Here is a 12918-nt window from a genome sequence, read left to right on the forward strand (position 1 = left end):
GCTTACCCGCCGAGCCCAGTCACCGCGATGCCACGGACAAAGTAGCGTTGCGCGACCGCGTAGATGATGACCAGCGGCAGTAGGATCAGCATCGAGGCCGCCATCAACACCGGCCACCGTGCGACGTATTCGCCCCGCAATCGGACTAGGCCAAGAGTCAACGTGGCCAGGCTGTTTCGCTGGATCATCAGGAGCGGCCACAAGAAGTCGTTCCATACACTGACCCAGGTGAGCACGCCCAGCACCAGCACTGCGGGGCGTGAATTGGGCAGCAGGATCCGCCAGTAGATCTGCCACGGCGAGCAACCGTCCAGAATTGCGGCTTCCTCGAGATCGGTGGGTAGCGTGCGGAAGAACTGCCGCATGAGGTAGGTGCCGAACGCGCTACCGAACAAACCCGGCACGATCATCGCCCACGGAGTATCCACCCACCCCACCGTGCGCATGAGGATGAACTGCGGGATGACGGTCACCGTCAGCGGCACCATCAAGGTGCCCAAGTACAAGACAAACAAGGTATCGCGGCCCCGGAACTGCAGTCGCGCGAAGGCATAGCCGGCCAACGAGCAGAAGAAGACTTGCCCGGCGGTCACACATCCGGCATAGAGCACGGTGTTGAAAAGCATGCGCCAGAACGGCATCAACGCGAACACCTCGCGGTAGTTGGACCACTGCAGATGCGAGGGAAACAGCTTGGGCTCGGCCACCTCGCCGTCCTTCTTCAGGGATCCGGACAGCGCCCAGATGACCGGAAACAGCGCACACCAAGCGATCCCGATCAGTGCGGAGTACAAGGCGACCCCGCGAATGAAGTGGCGGTGCACCATTCGATTAGCCGAGCCCACGCGAAGCCTCCCAGGCGCGCCGGCGCGTGATGCGCAACTGCAGCACGGTCAACACCAACAAGATGGCGAACATCACCCACGCCAGCGCCGATGCGTAACCAAATTCCAGGAACGAAAACGCGTGCTGGAACAACATGATGCCCAAGACATAGGTTGCTGTTTCCGGTCCACCGTTGGCACCGGTGAGGACGTACACGAGGTCGAACGCCTGGAACGCGTGGATAATTGATATGACGACCACGAACGACATCGCTCCCCGGATCAGTGGCACCGTGATGGACACGAATTGCCGGATCTCGCCGGCACCATCGATTTTGGCTGCCTCGTACACAGTCTCTGGAACCCCCTGCATCGCGGCCAGCAAGATGACCGTCGCGAAGGGCACGCTCCGCCACACGCTGACTAGACAGAGCGAGACCATAGCCCATCGGGGTTCGATCAGCCATGGGACCGGGCCGGCTCCTATCCAGCCGAGCATGATGTTGAGCAGGCCATTGTCGGTGTTGAAGACAAACTGCCAGACGACCGCCATCACCACTGAGGAAATGGCCAGCGGCAAGAAGACGATGGTGCGAAAGATGCTGATGCCCTTTACTTTCCGATTCAGAAAGGCGGCGACGATGAGACTAACCAGGACCGTCGGCAGGACCGTGCCGACGGTGTAAACCGCGGTGTTGAGCACCGCGATGAGAAACAGTGGGTCAGAAGTGAAGAGGTTTGTGAAGTTGTGCAGACCGACGAACGTCGGCGGGGTGAACAAGTCCCACTTCTGTACGCTCATGTACAGCGAGAATCCCAGGGGAAAAAGCATGAATACCGCAACGCCCGCCAGGTTCGGCGCGACGAACGTGCGCCCGGCCCAGGCACGTCGCCGCCAGCGGCGCGCCTTCGTGCCATTCGGCACGGGCGTGGCAGGCGTATCAGTCGATGTCATGGATTGCGCAGCACTTCATCCACGGCGTGGGACAGCCCGGCCAGCGAGGTCGCCGGCCGGGATCCACGCAACACGGGTCCGAAGTAGCGGTCCATCAGGGCGGCGATCTTCTCCCACGCCGGTGTGACCGGCATACCCGCCGAATTGGCCGGCCCATCGGTGAGCACGGCAAGGTTGTCGACTCTCCGGTGGGCGTTGGCGAATCCGTCCGAATGGATCGCAGACCGCAGCACCGGCACGAAGAGGCGAGATTCACCGATCAATTCCTGCCCGACGGGGCCGGTCGCGAACTTTACGAACTCCCACGCCTGCGCCTTGCGCTTACTGGTCGCCGCGATGGCGAGACCGGTGACACCGATATTCGAGCCGGCGGCGCGTCCGCGCGGCCCGGTTGGCAGTGGGGCGACGTCGAAGTCCAGGCCGTCGGCCCGATCGAACGTCTGATATCGCCAGTGACCGGCCAGCGCGATTCCGGCCTTGCCCACCGAGAACAAGTCCGCCGTTGACATCGACTGCTGCTCGGCCGCGCTGGGCGCCACTTTGTGTTTGTTGGTCAGGTCGGCGTAGAACTGCACTGCCTCGATGAACGCGTCATGGTCGAAATTGAGGTGGGTCGGGTTCATTCGGGGAACCGACCAGGGTACGCCGTTGTTCATGGCGAACAACCCGGCAGAGTAGAACGAGACCCAGGCGTTGACGAAACCCCATTGTCTGACCCTCCCCGACCGGTCACGCTTGGTGAGCGCCCGGGCGGTATCCAGGAATTGGGCAAAGCCCCAGGGCCGTTTCCAGGTGCGGGGCGGAGGCGGCACGCCAGCCTCTTCGAATAGCCGTTTGTTGTAGAACAGGAAGTTTCCGGACCATTGCTCCGGGAAGGCGTACTGCCCTCCGTCGAATGTGAAGGTCTCATACAGTGCCCCGATACTGTCCGCCCGCAGCTGCGCGGCGAAAGCCGCATCACGCGCCAACAGGGTGTTGAGGTCGAGCAAAACCCCACGGTCGGCCAGTTCGGCATAGGTCAGTTCCCAGGCCATCAACACATCCGGACACTTGCCGCCCGCGCAGAACGTTGCGAGCTGCGCCATGACGCCGGGTCCGGACAGCAGGGCGCGCACCTTGATGTCCGGATGGCGGCGTTGGAATTCGTTGACGACGCGCATCCGGGGACGGAGCTCGTCCGGATTGGCCGCGAAGAAGAACGTCAATGCGTCATCGTCATCGGCCCCGCACCCGACGGCCCACGGAGCCAGCGAGACCGCCGTGAGCGCACCCGCACCACGCAACAGGCTGCGCCGCTCGAACGGCTTATCGACCATCGTGCTCCCGATTTCGGTTCCGGTGATATCCGTCGTAGTAGACCGTCAGCTTGGGAAGTAGCGGATCCGGTTGATCTGGTTGCCGCGCCAGGCCACGTCGGCGAACAGGATGCCGCGCCCATGGTCGGAGGCGAGCGATACCGTGACGGTCGATCCGGCGCCGTTCACCTTGGTCCAACTGGCCCCGCGTAGCTGCCCGAACAGCTCGGAAATGTCGAGCAAGTCGCTGTCGCTTAAAGTTATTGTGGCAGTAGGTGATAACGTTCGCTGCGCGGCGGAACAGTCGCCTCGGGCCGCGGCACCGAGGAACGTTTCCACCAACGTCTTGTGCCGCCCGCCCGCCCGGCGAAAGCCGGTCATGAACCCCGCGGTGCCGCCCAACCCCTGGTTGCTCAGCAGCGCCGTCGACAGTTGCAGTGCCGGGGCGGCCGCCCGCGATCCCGTTCGCAGGAACTGCAGCATCATCGCCGGCAACTCCCAGTAGGCACGCAGCACGGCGATCTGCCACTCGCTGTGCACCCGTCGCAGGTCATAGCGCAGGAAGGCGGGAATGAACATCGTCACGTCCGACCCCATCGCGACCTCGAGTTCCAGATCGCGCAGCACCACCGTGCCGGAGACGATATCCACATCGCGATGGAACTTGATGTCCCGCGGCCCGATGAAGGTGTCGTAGAAGCGGCCGATCGCCTCGTGCCCTACATGCGGCCGCGAACCCACCGGGTCCTCGACCCGCCCGTCACCGGTGAACAACCCGACCCAGCCGGCACGATCATGCGCGGCCGCGGCCCGCGGCGACCGCTCCACCGCGGCCAGCAGATCGTCCCGGTTGGGCGGTGCCATCAGGGGCTGCCGACCAACTCGACGCTGGCGGTGCGCATCTCCTCGAACGCCGTCGCGGTGCTATCGGCCGACACACCCGCTGTCAGGTCCACCAGCACCCTGGTGACCAAGCCGTTGCGCACCGCATCTTCGGCCGTCCGCCGCACACAATGATCGGTGGCCATACCGACCACGTCGACCTCATCGACTCCGCGTTGCCGCAGCCAATCCAGCAGCGGGGTGCCAGCCGCGTCGACTCCGTCGAAACCGCTGTATCCGGCGGAGTAGGCCCCCTTGTGGAACACCGCCTCGATTTCGGTGGTGTCCAGGCCGGGATGGAAGTTGGCGCCAGGGGTTCCGCTGACGCAATGCGGTGGCCACGACGAGGAATAGTCCGGTGTGTCGGAGAAGTGGTCACCGGGGTCGATGTGGGAGTCCTTGGTCGCCACGACGTGATGGTAGTCGGGCTGGCCGGCGAGGTAGTCGCTGATGGCGCGGGCCAGGGCGGCACCGCCTATTACCGCGAGCGAGCCCCCCTCGCAGAAGTCGTTCTGCACGTCGACGATGATCAACGCCCGCACACCGTCCACCATACGTTCGGGCGATAATCCGGGCAGTTTGCCTGCCGATCAACCGGGGAACCCAAGCGCAATGATGCTCCGCAGAATCGCACGGCCCATGCTGTCAGCGGCATTCATCAGCCAAGGTATGGATTCGCTGCTCAACCCCAAACCCGCAGCCGAAGCCGCACAGCCGACGGTGCGCGGGCTGCGGGCGCTGCCGGGCGCGGTAGGCAACAGCATTCCGTCGGACGCCGAGACGGTCGCACAGATCAACGCGGCCGTTCAGATCGGCGGCGGTGTGCTGCTCGCGACCGGTCGGCTGCCCCGCCTCGCCTCGGTAGTGCTAGCGCTGACGACCATCCCGGGCAAGCTTGGCGCCCATATGTTTTGGAGTGAAGCCGATGCGGAGCGCAAAGCCGAGAAGCGGCGCAACTTCGCGACCGACGTAAGCTTGCTGGGCGGCTTGTTGATCGCCGCGGCCGACACCGCGGGCAAGCCGTCCTGGGGATGGCGCGGGCGCCGCGCCGCCGAACGGCTCTCCGAAACGGTCTCCTCCGCGCTGCCGGGGGCTCAGGACTCGCTGCGTGACTCCGAACTCGGAGAACGGATCGTGCACGGCCTACACGTGGGCGCTGAACGTGGCCGCGAACTGGTCAGCGGCAATCACAAGCGCCGCTGGCGATGGGCCGGGCAGAGGTAAAGCGTCCACGACACCGCGACGATCGCGAACGCGACGAGCTGGGCGCCGGCCACCCAACCGGCGGGATAGATCACGCCGGTGATGTAGTGGGCGACAAATCCGTCCGGCGGCAGGGGCGCCATTCCGGCCTTCGCACGAGCCCAGCGCTCCACCCAGGTCAGTGGGCAGTCGACCCGCTTGGTGGCGATGCCGATCCCCCAGATCACCGCTGGAACATGCAGCCACATCGTGCGTCGCCACCGCAGGGCCAGGAAACCGCCGGCAAGGACGTAGGCGATGAAGGCGAAGTGCAATACCACGGTCGCCGAGACAACCAATTCGTACATGATGCCTATCGGTCCTGCCGCGTCGCGCAATGCGACAGGAAGGTGTCGACAATGTCGGCGACATCGCGGCCGGCGTCGAGGCCGACGCCCGCCTCGTCGGCACCCAGCGGTTCCAAGGTGTCGAACTGCGAACGCAACAGTTCGGCCGGCATGAAATGTCCTGACCTGCCGGTTAGCCGACGACCGATCAGCTCGGGCGAACCGTTGAGGTGCAGGAACTCTGCGCACGGACAGTACGCGCGCAGCCGGTCCCGGTACTCGCGTTTGAGAGCCGAACAACTCACCACCCCAGCGCCGCAGTGGCCGGCCAACCACTCCCCGACCCGCTCCAGCCAGGGGTAGCGATCGTGGTCGTCGAGCGGTTCCCCGGCGGCCATCTTGGCGATGTTGGCTGGCGGGTGCAGGGCATCCGCATCCAGGAACGGCACCCGCAACCGTTGCGCGAGCGCCTCACCCACCGTCGACTTCCCCGAACCGGATACACCCATCACGACGACGGGTGAGGGCAGCGCAGACCGGCCAGTCTTCACGCCTGGTTGCGATTCCACTCCAGCCAGCCGACGCCGCTGCGACCGTCTGTGGTGCTGACGCGGACCCATGCGCGTGGGAACTGGCTGACCCTTCCGTCGGCGGCGGTCAGGCGAAGCGGTGCGTGGCCGCCCACGTCGGCCGTCGCGGTGATGTCGCCCGGCTGCAGAGTCAATGTAGCACTCACCGGTAATCCGTTGGCGGCGAAGACTTCTCGGGTTTCCACCTCGTTCAGTTCGGCAACCGCGCCCGCGTGGTCTTGGACGTAGCCGACACTGACGCCGGGGATGCCCGGAATTCGTATGTGCACGCCGTGTAGGTGAGTGCCATCGGCCAGGTGTAGCGCGCTCCACATCCAGTCCATGCTCCACCAGTCACGCACACCCCACGAGTGGTCGCGCTGCCCGGGAGCCGACTCGATGCGGTAGCAGGTGTCGTTGATGGTGACGGTTCCCGAGACGGTGCACGGGATCTCGTAGCGTGTCGTCAAACGATACTGATAGGGCGTGCCGGCAGTGGCCCAATCCAGGTCCATCGCGATCTCGACCGGAGTTCCCGATTCACCCCGCAACAGGCCCGACGGATCTGGGTAAGCCTGCCCGCGCGCACGCAAGTCCACCCCGTAGGTCTGCAGCGGGGCGCTGGCCGAATGGCCTATCTCCACGGCGTCGGTGCGCAACACCCAGGGGTCGTCAGGCAGTTGGACGTCGAAGTCGACGACGGCGACGGTCGGCAGGTCGGGTCCGCAGATCAGGGCGTGAAACCAGGCGGTGTGTTCGTTCGGCATCAGACCGATCCGTAACCAGCCACCCAATCCCTGTGCCGCATCGACGAAGTCGGCGTACCAACTCTCACTCCACAGTGGCTCGGCGGTCGCGACATGTGCAAACTCGTCTTGCCGCGACGGCCGCAACGGGTCCGGCGGCGCGGGTAACGTCGCCAACGCATCGGTGTCCAGCACGTGATCACAGTGCCGTTGCAGCATCGTCATGAACATTCGGTCGCCCCGCTCGGTGCGTTCCACCAGCATGGACGACACAATCGCCATCATCACTCCGAAAAAGCTCTGCCGGCGTACACCTTCGGCGACGTCGGCGAGGCTGATCCGCGCGTCCGGACCCAGCGCGTCGTGATAGACCCGCAGCAACGCGTCGTACTGAGCACGTCGCTCCTCGGTCCGCAGGGCGCAGCCGAGGAAGTACGCCAGATCGCTCAGCGCGGGGCCCCAGGAAACGGTCTGCCAGTCGACCACCGTCAGCGCCCGGTCGGCTCCGGCGGTGCCGAACAGCATGTTGTCCAATCGGTAGTCGCCGTGCACCAGGCCCGAAATTCTGCGGTCGGCGCCCTCCTGGGCCAGGTAGCCGTCGAACGCGTTCACCAGGCGCTCACACACCGTGCGGTGCTGCGGCGCGATCTGGTCGCGGTAGCGGTCGACGAACCCGGCATACAGCCCGGTGATCATCGCCTGACTGAGTGGCGCCTCCCGGTTCAGCCACGGCGCCTCGGCCAGCGCCGGGTCACCGAGCAGCGGGCCGTGCATCCGAGCCAGCTCGCCGACGGCCAGTCTTGCCTGTTCGGTTGTGGCACCAGCGATCTCGTCGCCGGCGATCCCCGGTCCGGCATCACCGAGCAATAGGTGAAATATTCCTGTCGCGGTATCGACCGCGGCGTGGTAGCAGGGCGCTATCGGCCCGCCCAGGCGCGGCGCGACGTCTCGGTAGAAGCGGACTTCACGCTCGTAGAGACCCATCGCCACCCCAGTCTGCCGGCTCACCGGATCGGTGGCCGCGACCTTCAACACCACCGACTGGGGACCGTCCGGGCGAGGGTCGGCATAGCTCAGCAGGACGCGGTAGCACTCGCTCATCTGGCCGGTGCCGATGCGCTCGATGGAGAAACCAGTAACTTCGGCGCGGATAACTGCGGTCAACCACGCGGTCGTGAGGTCACCGGGTCGTTCGATGGCTCGCTCGGTATCGGAGTCCATGAGGGTCACGTCGCCAGAGAGAATCCGTCCCATGCCATCCGGCGGTGCCGGTGCGGATCCACCTCGACACGGCACCTGCGGTCGATAACCAGGACGGCACGGTGGTCTTGGGTGTAAGCCGGCCAGCCGTCGCCCGGAACGCCAGTTTGGCTGAAAGACCGCCACCGGCGTTGCACCTCGCGGCTGACCCGCAGCGCGACGCGGCGGTCGGCGGCGGCGGTCAGCAGTGCACCGAACCCGGTGCGATAGAAGTCGAAAACAGCGAGCAGTTCGGTGCCATGAGTGGCACCGAGACCCGCCCAGCGCAGCGTCCGTGGCGCGTAGTCATATCGGTAGAGATAGGTGGGCGCGTGAGCGCCATGCGCCTCGGCGATCTGCCAGGCCGCCGAGCTGAAGGCGAAGTCACCACCGAGCTGGATACACGCCGAGGGCTCGGGATAATTCGGGTAGGCGGCGGTGATGCGTTCGCGATCAGCCGGTTTCATGTCCGACAGCAGCTCTTCCACCATCGGTTCGTTGGTCGGCAACATGCCCAGGAAGCGGGTGAACAACCGGCCCTCATCGGCGTTGCTGCCCACGATGAGCGGAACCGGGTGCGCCTGACCGGACCGCATCGCCTCAACAGGGTCAACGGGCAGGTAGTCGTCGCCGAATACCGGACCAATCGCGAAGGCGCCCAGCCTATTCCGCATACCCTGGCGAATCAGGCGGTGCTGGGTTTCCACTAGCTGCGCCGAGGACGCCTGTATCAGCGCTTTGGCGGCATCTCGGGGGCGGGCGCCGAGCAGATGGGCGAAGCGTGCCGCGAACTCGTCGGCGACCTCTCGCGAACGCACCATGCCCGCCGCCGGACTTTCCGAGATCGCCCGGGCGAACAGGCCTGCGGCGACGGGCACGGCCAGCAGCGTGGCAGTGATGTGGGCGCCCGCGCTTTCACCGAAGATGGTGACATTGCCTGGGTCACCGCCGAACTCCGCGATGTTGTCCTGGATCCAGCGCAACGCCAGTACCAGATCGCGCAGGTACACGTTGCTGTCGAGGGTGATTTCCGGTGTCGATAGCGACGACAGATCCAGACACCCGAGCGCGCCCAGCCGGTAGTTGACCGACACGTATACGCAGCCGCGGCGGGCCAGCGCCGCACCGTCGTATATCGGGGTTGCCGAGCTGCCCAGAATGTAGCCGCCGCCGTGGATGAAGACCATAACCGGCAACGGTTCGGTGGCTGGCCTTTCCGGTGTGACGACGTTGAGGGTGAGACAGTCCTCGCTCCTGCGCTGGTACTTGCCGACGCCAAGCATGGTGTACCGACGCTGCTGGGGTGCGCAGTTGGCAAACCCGTGGCAGTGCCGTACCCCCGACCAGGGCTGTGCTGGCTGGGGCGCCCGGAATCGCAGCGGCCCCACCGGGGGGCTGGCGTAGGGGATGGATCGCCAGCGGTTCACGCCGTCGCGGGTGAAGCCTTCGACGATGCCGGTGGCCGTGCGTGCGCGGACGGTGCGCTCGTGCATAGACCGACGGTATCCGACTCGACGGGTACACGGCGCGCGCAGCGCTTGTATTCCGCGCGTGCCGGTTAGCCTGTCGGAATGCGGATCGCCGCGCTGGTCGCAGTGTCGTTGCTGGTTGCGGGCTGCTCGCACACCGATGGCCGTGGTGCGGGGCAGTCGCAGACCGGCGCACCACCATCCTCGCTGGCGGCGGCCGTTCCTTCGGCGGGTCACCAGCCGGGCCCCTCGGCCGCGCCGGCTGCGGGGGCACCGATCTCGGCCGTCATCTCCTGGATCGAGGCAGGTCACCCCGCTGATCCCGCTGGCTATCACGTCGCCACGCGCGACGCCGTCACCACCCAGCTGGGCGACGATGTCGCGCTTAGCGCCCAAGCCGGCAAGGTTTCCTGCATGACAGACTCCAAGCACACCGGCGGCGCCCTGGCCTGTCTGGTTCAGCTGACCAATCCGCCGCCCCGACCCGAGACCGCCTATGGCGAATGGAAGGGCGGTTGGGTCGACTTCGACGGCCCCAGCCTGCAGTTGGGATCCGCCCGCGCCGATCCCGGACCGTTCGTCTATGGCAATGGCCCCGAGCTGGCAAACGGGGACACCCTGTCGATCGGCGACGATCGCTGTCGCGCCGATCAAGCCGGTCTGTTTTGCGTGAACTATGCCCATCAGTCCGCGGTCCGGTTCAGCAGCGCCGGCATCGAGCCGTTCGGTTGCCTAAGGTCGGTGCCGGCGCCGGATGGCGTGGCCGTAGCGTTCGGCTGCTGATATGACCCGCCGGGAGCACATCGCTATCGCGGGCGAGGTAGCGCTCACGGCGAACGTCGCCAAGACCCCAGACTTCAAGTGGCGTCGTGACCTTGCTGGCAACGCGAGTAAACACGAAAAGTCGCTATGCTGCACCCATGAGCAGGACCACGAAGCCGCTGGTTGCTGACGATGTGGAGATCGTTCGGCGGGTTCTCGCCCATGTCGACGGCGGCACCACCGACGAAGGCACTGCCTGGCGCGAGCCCGTCGAAAACTACCTGAATCCACACCGGTTCACCCAGGAACTCCAGCTACTGCGGGCAATGCCAAGCGTGTTCGTTCCGTCCGCCACTATCCCCAACAAGGGCGACCACGTCGAACGGGTGACCTTCGGGGTGCCCTTGTTCGCTGTGCGTGGGCCCGATCAACGGGCTCGGGTGTTTCGCAACGCATGTCGGCACCGTGGTTTCGCGCTGGTCGAGGACGCCGGGTGTTCCCATGCCCTGGTGTGCCGCTACCACGGCTGGACATATCGCCTGGATGGCTCGCTATCGCATGTCCCGCACGCCCACGCATTCCCCGACTTGGACATGTCGACGCGGGGTCTGATCGAGGTCCCGAGCTATGAGGCGGATGGGCTCATCGTTATCGGGGCAATCGATTCTGGCGGCGCGTGCGTCCCGCAACCCGATGCTGACGCGGCGACGGCCTGGCTGACTAACGGGACGGCGTGGCGAGACCAGCTGCTACCAATCGATCGGGTCTTGTCCGTCGAGACCAATCGACTGGCGATAAATTGGAAGGTAATTGTCGAGCAGTTCTTGGAGGGGTACCACATCCGCTGGACTCATAGAGAGACCCTCCCCGACCTATACGACAACCTCACCGTGGTCGAGACGTTCGGCCCGAATTCTCGGGTTACGTTCCCATACCCCGCGATCGAGGAGCTGCGCGACCGCCCAGAATCAACCTGGCCGGGACGTGTGCCGGCGACATATGTCTATCAGCTGTTCCCCAACGTCATACTCGGGGCGTTCCCGCAACTGGTACAGGTGATCGTGGTCGACCCGGTAGACGTAGCTCACAGCGAGGTCATCTACTACACGATGACGAGAGCCGACATCGCCAACAAAATACCGCTCGACGCCGAAGAGCTGCCCGACCCCGCGGAGGTAGCTCGCTACATTACCGGCGTTGTCGCGGAGGATAACGAAATGTCGTCGGGCGTGCAGCGAGGCTTTCGCGCCGGCGCGAACAAGTTTGTGGAGTTCGGCCGGCACGAGAGCGCTATCGGACACTTTCACGCCAACCTTGGTGACCGTCTGGCGCAGTTTGCCGCGACCCAACCGCAGGCTCCGCGCTAGCCCGTGTTTGCCCGACCGGGCTTCTTTCTCACGTCTCCGTAGCCGCAGGTTTGGCCCACCACGATCACACCCACCACAAAGCGCTGCGTGCCATGGGGCGGTTTAAAACAGGCAGCTCATGCGGCCAGCTGGATCGACGGTGTATGCGTCACCAAGAACCAACGCCGCTTGTTGTGCTCACAATGATCCGGAAGGGCCGCAACCCACCGTCACACGCCTAACCATTTGTGAGTGACCGATCTGACATGCCACCAGCCAAAACATGCGTTCTCGTGACGACCAGAACCTGTTACTATTGGCCGAACGATCGTGCTCAACGCCGAGTGGTCCCCGCGTCAAGTCCTACATCCGGTCTCGCCTCCGGACAGCACCGCATGGACATGCCGATCCCCGAAACAACGCTTTCGTTGGCGCCAGCTGGCGTGTGCCCAGGGCTGTCACCGAAGAATCCACGAATTCGTGGGTGCGTTCGCTGACGGCACAGTGACATACGCGCTGGAGTAACGCACAGGAAGGAACAAGAAGTGCATTCAAACTTCCTTACTGCCGAAGAAATCCGAAAATTCGGCCGTGACCTCCGGATACTCCTTGCAACCAATGGTACCCTACCGCGGATCCTCGGCATTCTCGCGAATGATGATATTTTCACGCAGATTATCGACCGGGATATTTGCGTTGCCACTCCGGAAATGAGGAGCCCGGAGCGGCCGTTTAATGGCCGAACGCTGCATCGCAAAGTGCTACTTAAAGGCCGCTCATCGGGAAAACTATTTGTAGTTGCGGAGTCACTAATATCCATTGATCTGGTACCACCGAAATTGATCGACAATTTGATCGAGATGGATCGCCCCATTGGGGAGTCTATATTGGCCAATGGCATTGAGATATTCAAAGAGAATCCAAAGCTCTGGATGAGCACGTTGCCCGACTGGCTGAAGCTCGACGAACGTCAGGACTTGGCCCAGGAAGCTATCGCGCGTCGATACCGCATGACCATACGCGGTCAGCCGGCCATCGTAGTCACCGAATATTTCCCGCTGGGCACATTCACTAAGTCCATCACGACGGCAACCATCGGGGCCGATGGCGAAGATGGCAACGCTGAAATCGACATGAGCATTTCTGATTGTTCTTGCGAAGATGCAATACAACAGCAAATGGCGGACTGCTAAATTGCACTAGGGTGACCAGAAGTGACTAGTCCTACATTGCCTATGGCGTGTACGTCACAAAATTTATATCGCGCTTGCCCATCATGGGTCGCAGCCGAACTCTCCGGTT

General features: G+C 64.2%; 12 protein-coding genes and 1 pseudogene. 4 read left to right on the top strand and 9 right to left on the bottom strand.

What is annotated here, in order from left to right; genetic code table 11:
- Positions 1-2 precede the first annotated feature (2 nt).
- Genes AADZ55_RS13020 through pncA form a run of 5 tightly spaced genes read right to left on the bottom strand, consistent with a single transcriptional unit; the run spans position 3 to position 4498 of the window.
- Positions 3-845 (bottom strand): carbohydrate ABC transporter permease, encoded by an 843-nt coding sequence (locus tag AADZ55_RS13020; RefSeq protein ID WP_085325389.1) that lies wholly within the window; start codon positions 843-845, stop codon positions 3-5.
- Positions 832-1779, bottom strand: coding sequence for a carbohydrate ABC transporter permease (locus AADZ55_RS13025; RefSeq protein ID WP_085325390.1), 948 nt, complete (start codon positions 1777-1779; stop codon positions 832-834). The genes AADZ55_RS13020 and AADZ55_RS13025 overlap by 14 nt, the downstream gene beginning before the upstream one ends.
- Complete coding sequence (locus tag AADZ55_RS13030) at positions 1776-3095, bottom strand: ABC transporter substrate-binding protein (protein ID WP_085325391.1); 1320 nt, start codon at positions 3093-3095, stop codon at positions 1776-1778. The genes AADZ55_RS13025 and AADZ55_RS13030 overlap by 4 nt, the downstream gene beginning before the upstream one ends.
- A gap of 45 nt (positions 3096-3140) precedes the next feature.
- Positions 3141-3938, bottom strand: coding sequence for a ketosteroid isomerase family protein (locus AADZ55_RS13035; protein WP_085325392.1), 798 nt, complete (start codon positions 3936-3938; stop codon positions 3141-3143).
- On the bottom strand, positions 3938-4498 hold the full coding sequence (pncA, locus tag AADZ55_RS13040; protein WP_085325404.1) for a pyrazinamidase PncA: 561 nt from the start codon (positions 4496-4498) through the stop codon (positions 3938-3940). Before pncA ends, AADZ55_RS13035 begins: the two co-directional genes overlap by 1 nt.
- A gap of 70 nt (positions 4499-4568) precedes the next feature.
- Here pncA and AADZ55_RS13045 point away from each other — a divergent pair.
- Positions 4569-5138: pseudogene (locus tag AADZ55_RS13045) on the top strand (DoxX family protein); the annotation flags it as partial.
- Positions 5139-5143: 5 nt separating this feature from the next.
- Here the strand turns inward: AADZ55_RS13045 and AADZ55_RS13050 are convergent.
- Genes AADZ55_RS13050 through AADZ55_RS13065 form a run of 4 tightly spaced genes read right to left on the bottom strand, consistent with a single transcriptional unit; the run spans position 5144 to position 9532 of the window.
- Positions 5144-5506 (bottom strand): DUF2784 domain-containing protein, encoded by a 363-nt coding sequence (locus AADZ55_RS13050; protein WP_085325394.1) that lies wholly within the window; start codon positions 5504-5506, stop codon positions 5144-5146.
- 5 nt (positions 5507-5511) lie between these two features.
- Positions 5512-5994: a gluconokinase gene (locus AADZ55_RS13055; RefSeq protein ID WP_242670170.1), complete on the bottom strand. Its 483-nt coding sequence runs from the start codon at positions 5992-5994 to the stop codon at positions 5512-5514.
- 38 nt (positions 5995-6032) lie between these two features.
- The gene (locus tag AADZ55_RS13060) at positions 6033-8021 is read right to left on the bottom strand and encodes a phosphotransferase (RefSeq protein WP_085325405.1); all 1989 of its coding nucleotides are present in this window, start codon (positions 8019-8021) and stop codon (positions 6033-6035) included.
- A 5-nt stretch (positions 8022-8026) separates the two neighbouring features.
- On the bottom strand, positions 8027-9532 hold the full coding sequence (locus tag AADZ55_RS13065; protein WP_085325396.1) for a carboxylesterase/lipase family protein: 1506 nt from the start codon (positions 9530-9532) through the stop codon (positions 8027-8029).
- A gap of 78 nt (positions 9533-9610) precedes the next feature.
- On the opposite strand from AADZ55_RS13065, the gene AADZ55_RS13070 reads away from it, so the two are divergent.
- The 3 genes from AADZ55_RS13070 (at position 9611) to AADZ55_RS13080 (ending at position 12809) form a co-directional block, all read left to right on the top strand.
- Positions 9611-10291: a hypothetical protein gene (locus tag AADZ55_RS13070; protein ID WP_085325397.1), complete on the top strand. Its 681-nt coding sequence runs from the start codon at positions 9611-9613 to the stop codon at positions 10289-10291.
- Between the two features lie 137 nt (positions 10292-10428).
- Positions 10429-11637, top strand: coding sequence for an aromatic ring-hydroxylating oxygenase subunit alpha (locus tag AADZ55_RS13075; RefSeq protein ID WP_085325398.1), 1209 nt, complete (start codon positions 10429-10431; stop codon positions 11635-11637).
- A 524-nt stretch (positions 11638-12161) separates the two neighbouring features.
- A complete protein-coding gene (locus AADZ55_RS13080; RefSeq protein ID WP_165759389.1) occupies positions 12162-12809 on the top strand; it encodes a chorismate--pyruvate lyase family protein in 648 nt (215 codons plus the stop codon).
- Positions 12810-12918: the final 109 nt, after the last annotated feature.

Source organism: Mycobacterium decipiens (assembly GCF_963853665.1).
Taxonomy (GTDB): Bacteria; Actinomycetota; Actinomycetes; order Mycobacteriales; family Mycobacteriaceae; genus Mycobacterium; species Mycobacterium decipiens.

What these genes read in the sequence shown, in the direction of transcription:
- AADZ55_RS13070 (WP_085325397.1), top strand. Translation starts at nt 9,611, where the DNA reads ATGCGGATCGCCGCGCTGGTCGCAGTGTCGTTGCTGGTTGCGGGCTGC.
- AADZ55_RS13060 (WP_085325405.1), bottom strand. Translation starts at nt 8,021, where the DNA reads ATGGACTCCGATACCGAGCGAGCCATCGAACGACCCGGTGACCTCACG.
- AADZ55_RS13055 (WP_242670170.1), bottom strand. Translation starts at nt 5,994, where the DNA reads ATGGGTGTATCCGGTTCGGGGAAGTCGACGGTGGGTGAGGCGCTCGCG.
- AADZ55_RS13030 (WP_085325391.1), bottom strand. Translation starts at nt 3,095, where the DNA reads ATGGTCGATAAGCCGTTCGAGCGGCGCAGCCTGTTGCGTGGTGCGGGT.
- AADZ55_RS13035 (WP_085325392.1), bottom strand. Translation starts at nt 3,938, where the DNA reads ATGGCACCGCCCAACCGGGACGATCTGCTGGCCGCGGTGGAGCGGTCG.
- AADZ55_RS13050 (WP_085325394.1), bottom strand. Translation starts at nt 5,506, where the DNA reads ATGTACGAATTGGTTGTCTCGGCGACCGTGGTATTGCACTTCGCCTTC.
- AADZ55_RS13025 (WP_085325390.1), bottom strand. Translation starts at nt 1,779, where the DNA reads ATGACATCGACTGATACGCCTGCCACGCCCGTGCCGAATGGCACGAAG.
- AADZ55_RS13075 (WP_085325398.1), top strand. Translation starts at nt 10,429, where the DNA reads ATGAGCAGGACCACGAAGCCGCTGGTTGCTGACGATGTGGAGATCGTT.
- AADZ55_RS13065 (WP_085325396.1), bottom strand. Translation starts at nt 9,532, where the DNA reads ATGCACGAGCGCACCGTCCGCGCACGCACGGCCACCGGCATCGTCGAA.